Annotated in this window: 5 protein-coding genes and 1 pseudogene; 5 read left to right on the top strand and 1 reads right to left on the bottom strand. The window is 63.1% G+C overall.

The window, feature by feature from the left end; translation table 11 throughout:
- Positions 1–201 precede the first annotated feature (201 nt).
- From rpoZ to I5M_RS15660, 5 genes and pseudogenes are all read left to right on the top strand, one after another.
- Positions 202–339 (top strand): annotated as a pseudogene (rpoZ, locus tag I5M_RS29865) (DNA-directed RNA polymerase subunit omega); the annotation flags it as partial.
- An 11-nt stretch (positions 340–350) separates the two neighbouring features.
- A complete protein-coding gene (locus tag I5M_RS15675) occupies positions 351–1472 on the top strand; it encodes a nitrogenase component 1 (RefSeq protein WP_244432015.1) in 1122 nt (373 codons plus the stop codon).
- Positions 1473–1547: 75 nt separating this feature from the next.
- Entirely contained in the window at positions 1548–2270 is a 723-nt protein-coding gene (anfO, locus tag I5M_RS15670; RefSeq protein ID WP_022722258.1) for a Fe-only nitrogenase accessory protein AnfO, read from the top strand.
- Position 2271: 1 nt separating this feature from the next.
- Positions 2272–2820 (top strand): gamma-glutamylcyclotransferase family protein, encoded by a 549-nt coding sequence (locus I5M_RS15665; protein WP_031336569.1) that lies wholly within the window; start codon positions 2272–2274, stop codon positions 2818–2820.
- Positions 2808–3908, top strand: coding sequence for a sigma 54-interacting transcriptional regulator (locus tag I5M_RS15660; protein ID WP_022722256.1), 1101 nt, complete (start codon positions 2808–2810; stop codon positions 3906–3908). Before I5M_RS15665 ends, I5M_RS15660 begins: the two co-directional genes overlap by 13 nt.
- 4 nt (positions 3909–3912) lie before the next feature.
- Here the strand turns inward: I5M_RS15660 and I5M_RS15655 are convergent, their stop codons facing one another.
- Positions 3913–5538 (bottom strand): sigma-54-dependent Fis family transcriptional regulator, encoded by a 1626-nt coding sequence (locus I5M_RS15655; protein WP_051048772.1) that lies wholly within the window; start codon positions 5536–5538, stop codon positions 3913–3915.
- Positions 5539–5971: the final 433 nt, after the last annotated feature.

Here is a 5971-nt window from a genome sequence, read left to right as displayed (position 1 = left end):
TAGCATTCCCTTTCAAAATAGCCTTTTCTGTCGGAACTCGGTTTTGCACTGGGACGTGATCCGTACGCGATCCGGCTAAACCTTCAGTAAACAGAGCGAAGCGGGTGCTCCAACGCCATTTTGTTCTTGCGAATCCCGTCAACCACCTTTAGCTACGGCAGACAACCCCCCTCATTCGGTTCCTCGAACGGAGCGACAGGCATGGCGCGCGTCACCGTTGAAGATTGCATTGATAAGGTCGACAACCGCTTCGATCTGGTCCTTCTCGCTGCCCATCGGGCGCGCATGATCTCGTCCGGCTCCCAGCTCACGATCGACCGCGACAACGACAAGAATCCGACGTGCTGCTGATGCGCTACCCGCATGTCAAGGTGGTGCCGATCATCACCACCTGCTCTACCGAAGTGATCGGCGACGACGTCGACGGTCTGATCACCAAGTTGGAAGAAGGTCTGCTCGCCGAAAAATACGCCGACCGCGAAGTCCACCTGCTGGCCATCCACTCGCCGAGCTTCGTCGGCTCGATGGTCTCGGGCTATGACATCGCGGTGCGCGACTTCGTCAAGAAGTTCGCCAAGAAGGGTGATCCGTCGGGCAAGATCAACCTGCTCACCGGCTGGGTCAACCCGGGCGACGTCAAGGAGCTCAAGCATCTCGTCGCCGAACTCGGCGTCGAGGCCAATGTGTTGTTCGAGATCGAGGCGTTCGACAGCCCGCTGATGCCGAAGGGCGATGCGGTGCCGCATGGCAACACCACGATCGCCGACCTCGAGGCGACCGGCTCGGCGATCCACACCTTCGCGCTCAATCGCTACGAGGGCGGCAAGGCGGCGCAATATCTGGAGAAGAAGTTCAAGATCCCTTTGACCATCGGCCCGACGCCGATCGGTATCCGCAACACCGATGCGTTCCTGAAGAAGCTGTCGCAGGTCACCGGCAAGCCGATCCCGGAAAGCCTCGTCAAGGAGCGCGGCGTGGCGCTCGATGCGATCACCGACGTGGCGCATATGTTCCTCGCCGACAAGAAGGTGGCGATCTACGGCAACGCCGATCTGGTCATCGGCCTCGCCGAATTCTGCCTCGACCTCGAGATGAAGCCGCAGTTGCTGCTGCTCGGCGACGACAACGCCAACTACGCGGACGATCCCCGCATCAAGGCGCTGCAGGACAACATCGACTATCCGATGGAGATCATCACCAATGCGGACTTCTGGGAGCTGGAAGACCGCATCAAGAACAAGGGTCTCGAGCTCGATCTGATCCTCGGCCATTCCAAGGGCCGCTTCATCTCGATCGACTATGACATCCCGATGGTGCGGGTCGGCTTTCCGACCTACGACCGCGCCGGTCTCTATCGCTATCCGGTGGTCGGCTACACCGGCGCCGCCTGGCTCGCCGAGCAGATGGCCAATGCGCTGTTCACCGACATGGAGCACAAGAAGAACAAGGAGTGGCTGCTCAACGTCTGGTGAGTCTCGATACGCAAAGGGGGCGGGCGCCGACTGCGCGCCCGCCCCATCGGTCCGGACAGATAGCGGGAGTTCGTCATGAAGATCGCAGTCTATATCGATGGGCAGGATCGGCTGGTCAGCCTCTACGAGCCCGGGCGCTTCTGCATCTACGAGGGTCGCGGCAACGACTGGACACTGACGCGCGAGATTGCGTTCGCGGTCGGCGACGGATCGCTCGCTGCCATCAAGGCCGCGCTCGCGGCGGCGGCCGCGCAGTTCGGCGATTGCGAAGTGCTGCTGTCCGGCAGCGTCAAAGGCTTCCTGTATTCGCTGCTGCAGGAAGAATTCGGCTTCCGCGTCTGGAAATCCGACGGCTTGGCGTTCGAGCAGCTCGCCGCGGTCGAGCAGCATGAACTCCAGCGCGCGACACAAGCGAGCAAGGCGGCAGCGTCCTGCGCCTCCGCATCCTCGTGCGCATCCGCCGGGTGCGGCGGCAGGAAGGCGCGTCCCGTTTCTTTGCCAGAGAATCCGCGTCAAGTGACTTCGGTGGCTGCCGAAGATCTCGGCGGAGGTACCTTCCGGATTGATCTCGCCGCCGCCCTCGGTCGTGATTCAGGGCTCAATTCGCGGCAGATCCTGCTGCCGATCCTGGAAGGCTCGGCTTTCGACAAGCTCGAAATCCTCTGTGATCACTTGCCGAGATGGTTCGACGCCAAGCTCAGTGACCTGAACCTGAAGGCCGAGTGCACGCCGCGCGAACACGGCCGCGGTGTGAAGGCGGTCGTGTCGCATGTCGGCGGCTGCGGCGGAGGGCGGTGACATGAATCGCCAGGATCGCAAGGCCGTTCTGCATTTCGCTTACGGTGCCGACATGAATCCGGAGCAGATTGCGGAGCGCTGTTCGGGCGCCAAGGTGGTCGCGGTCGCCCGGCTGCCGGACTACGCGTTGTCGTTCCATGGGCAGTCCCAGGTCTGGGACGGCGGCGAGGAGGCGGCGGTGCCGCGGCCGGGGTGCCATCTCTATGGTGTAGTGTATCGGCTGTCGCCGAGCGATGCCGATCGGCTCGACGCCGCCCAGGGCGTGCGTCTCAACGGCACCGGCGGATATTTTCATTATCCCGCCGATGTCATCGGCCTCGACGGCAACCGTTGGAACGTCGTGCTGCACAAGAAGGATGTGCTGCGCGAATTCCGTAGCCCCAGTCGTGAGTATCTCGATTTCATCGTCGCCGGCGCGCAGTTTCATAGGTTGCCGGTCGATTATATCGAAGGCCTGCGCGCGATCGATGCCGCGCCGGCGAGCTATCCGGTGCCTCACCGCGCCGTCGAGCAATTCCGAATCCTGTCGACCTCGTCATGTGCTTGCTGAAGGAGCGCGACCCGGCTGCGGCCGATCGCGATGACCTCGCCGATCTGATCGTCGGCGACAGCCGGGCGATGCGGGTCGCGATGGAAAGACTTCGCCGCGTGGCGCGGACGTCACTGTCGGTTCTGCTGCTCGGCGAAAGCGGCACCGGCAAGGGCGTGTGGGCGCGGGCGATCCATCGTCTGTCGCGACGCCGTGCGGCGCCGTTCGTCCAGGTCAACAGCGCCGCGCTGGCGGAGAGCGTGCTCGAGAGCGAACTGTTCGGACACGAGAAGGGCGCTTTCACCGGCGCGGCGTCGCAGCGTCAGGGGCGCTTCGAACTCGCCGACGGCGGCACGTTGTTTCTCGACGAGATCGGCGAGATTTCACCGTCGTTTCAGGCGAAGCTGCTGCGTGTGCTGCAGGAGCGCGAGTTCGAACGCGTCGGCGGCACCACCACCATCCGGGTCGATGTCCGAATCATTGCCGCCACGAATTGCGATCTGGAAGCCGCGGTGGCGGCCGGTCGGTTTCGCAGCGACTTGTACTTCCGTCTGAATACGGTCCCGATCTCGTTGCCGCCACTGCGCCATCGTCGCGACGACATCCCGGCATTCGCCCTCAGAGCGCTCGACCAGTTCAATCGGGATAACGGGACGCAGTTCGCCTTCTCGCCGAAGGCGATCGCGGTGATGCGCGGCTGCGCGTTCCCCGGCAATATTCGCGAGTTGGAGAATTGCGTTCGGCGGACCGCGATCCTGGCCCACAGCCCCATTATCGAGGCCAGCGACTTCGCCTGTCGCGGCGAGGGGTGCACGACACAACTGATGATTCGCTCCACTGCATTGAACGAACCTGCTCCCTATGGCCGGCGCTCAGCCGGAACGAGTCGTGAGCCGCCACGACTGCCGCTCGCCGATAGCGAAGTGCGCGATCGGCCGGGGCTCGGCCGCAAACCGGGCCGACATCGCGTCGTCGATGCCGACCGGCTGGTCGAGGCGCTACGCAGAGTGGGCTGGTCGCAAGCCAAGGCAGGCCGCCTGCTCGGCGTGACATCGCGCCAGGTGCGCTACGCGCTGAAGCGCCACGGCATCAAGATCCAGAAGATCTGACGCGTCATTTCCGCGCCCGCTGCCCGGCGCTGCGAAACGTCTTGTAGTGCAGCCCGTGCCGCTCCATGCGCACACCCATCATCCGGCGGGTGAGTCCGAGAGCGACCGCGGCCTCACCGATATTGCCCTGCGCGGCCTTCAGCGCTTCGACGATCATCTCCTGCTCAACCGCGGCGATCCGCTCCTCTAGCGACAGGCCGGAGCTGGAGCCGGCTTCGACCGGCAATTGCAGCGAAGGCGGCAGATGATAGCCGTGGATCACGCCTTCCTCGGCCAGGATGACGGAGCGCTCGATCACGTTCTCCAATTCGCGGACATTGCCGGGCCAGTGATAGCTCATCAGCATGTTGATGGCGGGCGTCGAGATGCGCTGGATCGGCTTGCCGGTTTCTGCCGCGAATACACTGACGAAATGGTCCGCGAGGGTGATGACGTCGGAGCCGCGCTCGCGCAGCGGCGGGATGGTGATGGGAAACACGTTGAGGCGATAGAACAGGTCCTCGCGGAACGTTCCGGCGGCCACCATCTCGGCGAGGTCGCGGTTGGTGGCGGCGACGATCCGGACGTCGACCTTCACCGGCTTGCTGCCGCCGACGCGTTCGAAGGTGCGCTCCTGCAGCACGCGCAGCAGCTTGGCCTGGTTGGCGAGGCTCAGTTCGCCGACTTCGTCGAGGAAGATGGTGCCGCCCGAGGCCTGTTCGAAATAGCCCTTGTGGGTGGCGATGGCGCTGGTGAAGGCGCCCTTCTCGTGGCCGAACAATTCGCTTTCCGCCAGCGCTTCCGGTAACGCCGCACAATTCGCCTTGATGAACGGGCCGTCCGCGGCCGGGCTGTTGTAGTGCAGCGCGCTGGCAACGAGCTCCTTGCCGACGCCGCTTTCGCCGAGCAGCAGAACCGTCGCCTTGGTGGCCGCCACCTTGTGGATCAGCGAATAGACTTCCTGCATCGGCTTGGAGTTGCCGATGATGTTGGAGGGGCGAAAACGCTGCTTGAGCTCGTTCTTGAGGCGGCGGTTCTCGGCCTCGAGCCGGACCTTGTCGACGCTCTCGATCAGATACAGTTCGACTGCCGGCGCGATCAGCGAGGCAACCATCGACAGCAGTTCGGCATCCTGCTTCAGCAGCTTCTGATTCACATAGACGCGTTCGGCGCAGATGGTGCCGAGCACCTTCTGCGCCATCACGATCGGCATGCAGAAGAATGCGAGTTTGTCCTGCTTGCGGCCCCTGTGGGCGCGGGTGCGGTCGAGAAAGTCCGGATGCTCCAGCAGGCGGGGGATGATGATGGGCTTGCCGCTCTGCACCACCTTGCCGGTGATGCCTTCGCCCGGCGCGTAGATACCACGATCGCGTTCCTGCTCGGTCAGGCCGAAGCTGTCGTGGATGAAGATCGCGTCGGAGTGCCGGTCGTACAGCATCATCGCGCCGCGCTGCATCCGCATCTGCCGGCGCATGCCGTCGAGCGTGATTGCCACCAGCGTCGTCAGATCGGCATTGTCGGCGATCACCTTGTTGATCTTGAAAAGGATCTGCAACACGTTGACGCGGCATTCGCCGGTGAAGCAGTGGGTGAACTCGTCGACGAAGACGCCGGGTTCGTGGATGTGATGGTTCATTTCGTCGTTCGTCATGACCGGGCGCATTTTCAATGCTCCGGCGGATTGCCGGGCGCGGATCTGCGGTGGCACGACTGAAGACACAATCTTGCAGGCGTTGGGCGTAGGAGACCGGCACAGCGTGCTTCGGTCCGATCGTCGCGGCTTCCTGGTAATAGATAACCGACCCGCGGGCTGACATATTCGAGCGACGCAGTGTCTGTATTTGAGCAGGTAAATTTCTGCAGCGCAAGAATGGGCGTCGATGAGATGGCGGATCTTTGCGCGCCCTCGTCTACGACAATCGAATTGGTCCCTCGATCTTTCACAGAATGGCTCCGAGCCGATGGCGGGCGACTCGATAGAAAGAGGGATGCTTCGCTTGATGGAATTGGAGTTCGGCCGAGATGACCACCGTTGACGCACCGACGATCGCAGAACCGGCGACCGAGCGCACGCGGCTGAAGCG

It is taken from the genome of Rhodopseudomonas sp. B29, assembly GCF_000333455.1.
Lineage (GTDB): Bacteria > Pseudomonadota > Alphaproteobacteria > Rhizobiales > Xanthobacteraceae > Rhodopseudomonas.
The sequence above is the reverse complement of the archived record's forward strand: the minus strand, read 5'-3'. Positions and strand labels throughout refer to the sequence as shown.

What these genes read in the sequence shown, in the direction of transcription:
- I5M_RS15675 (WP_244432015.1), top strand. Translation starts at nt 351, where the DNA reads ATGCGCTACCCGCATGTCAAGGTGGTGCCGATCATCACCACCTGCTCT.
- anfO (WP_022722258.1), top strand. Translation starts at nt 1,548, where the DNA reads ATGAAGATCGCAGTCTATATCGATGGGCAGGATCGGCTGGTCAGCCTC.
- I5M_RS15665 (WP_031336569.1), top strand. Translation starts at nt 2,272, where the DNA reads ATGAATCGCCAGGATCGCAAGGCCGTTCTGCATTTCGCTTACGGTGCC.
- I5M_RS15660 (WP_022722256.1), top strand. Translation starts at nt 2,808, where the DNA reads ATGTGCTTGCTGAAGGAGCGCGACCCGGCTGCGGCCGATCGCGATGAC.
- I5M_RS15655 (WP_051048772.1), bottom strand. Translation starts at nt 5,538, where the DNA reads ATGACGAACGACGAAATGAACCATCACATCCACGAACCCGGCGTCTTC.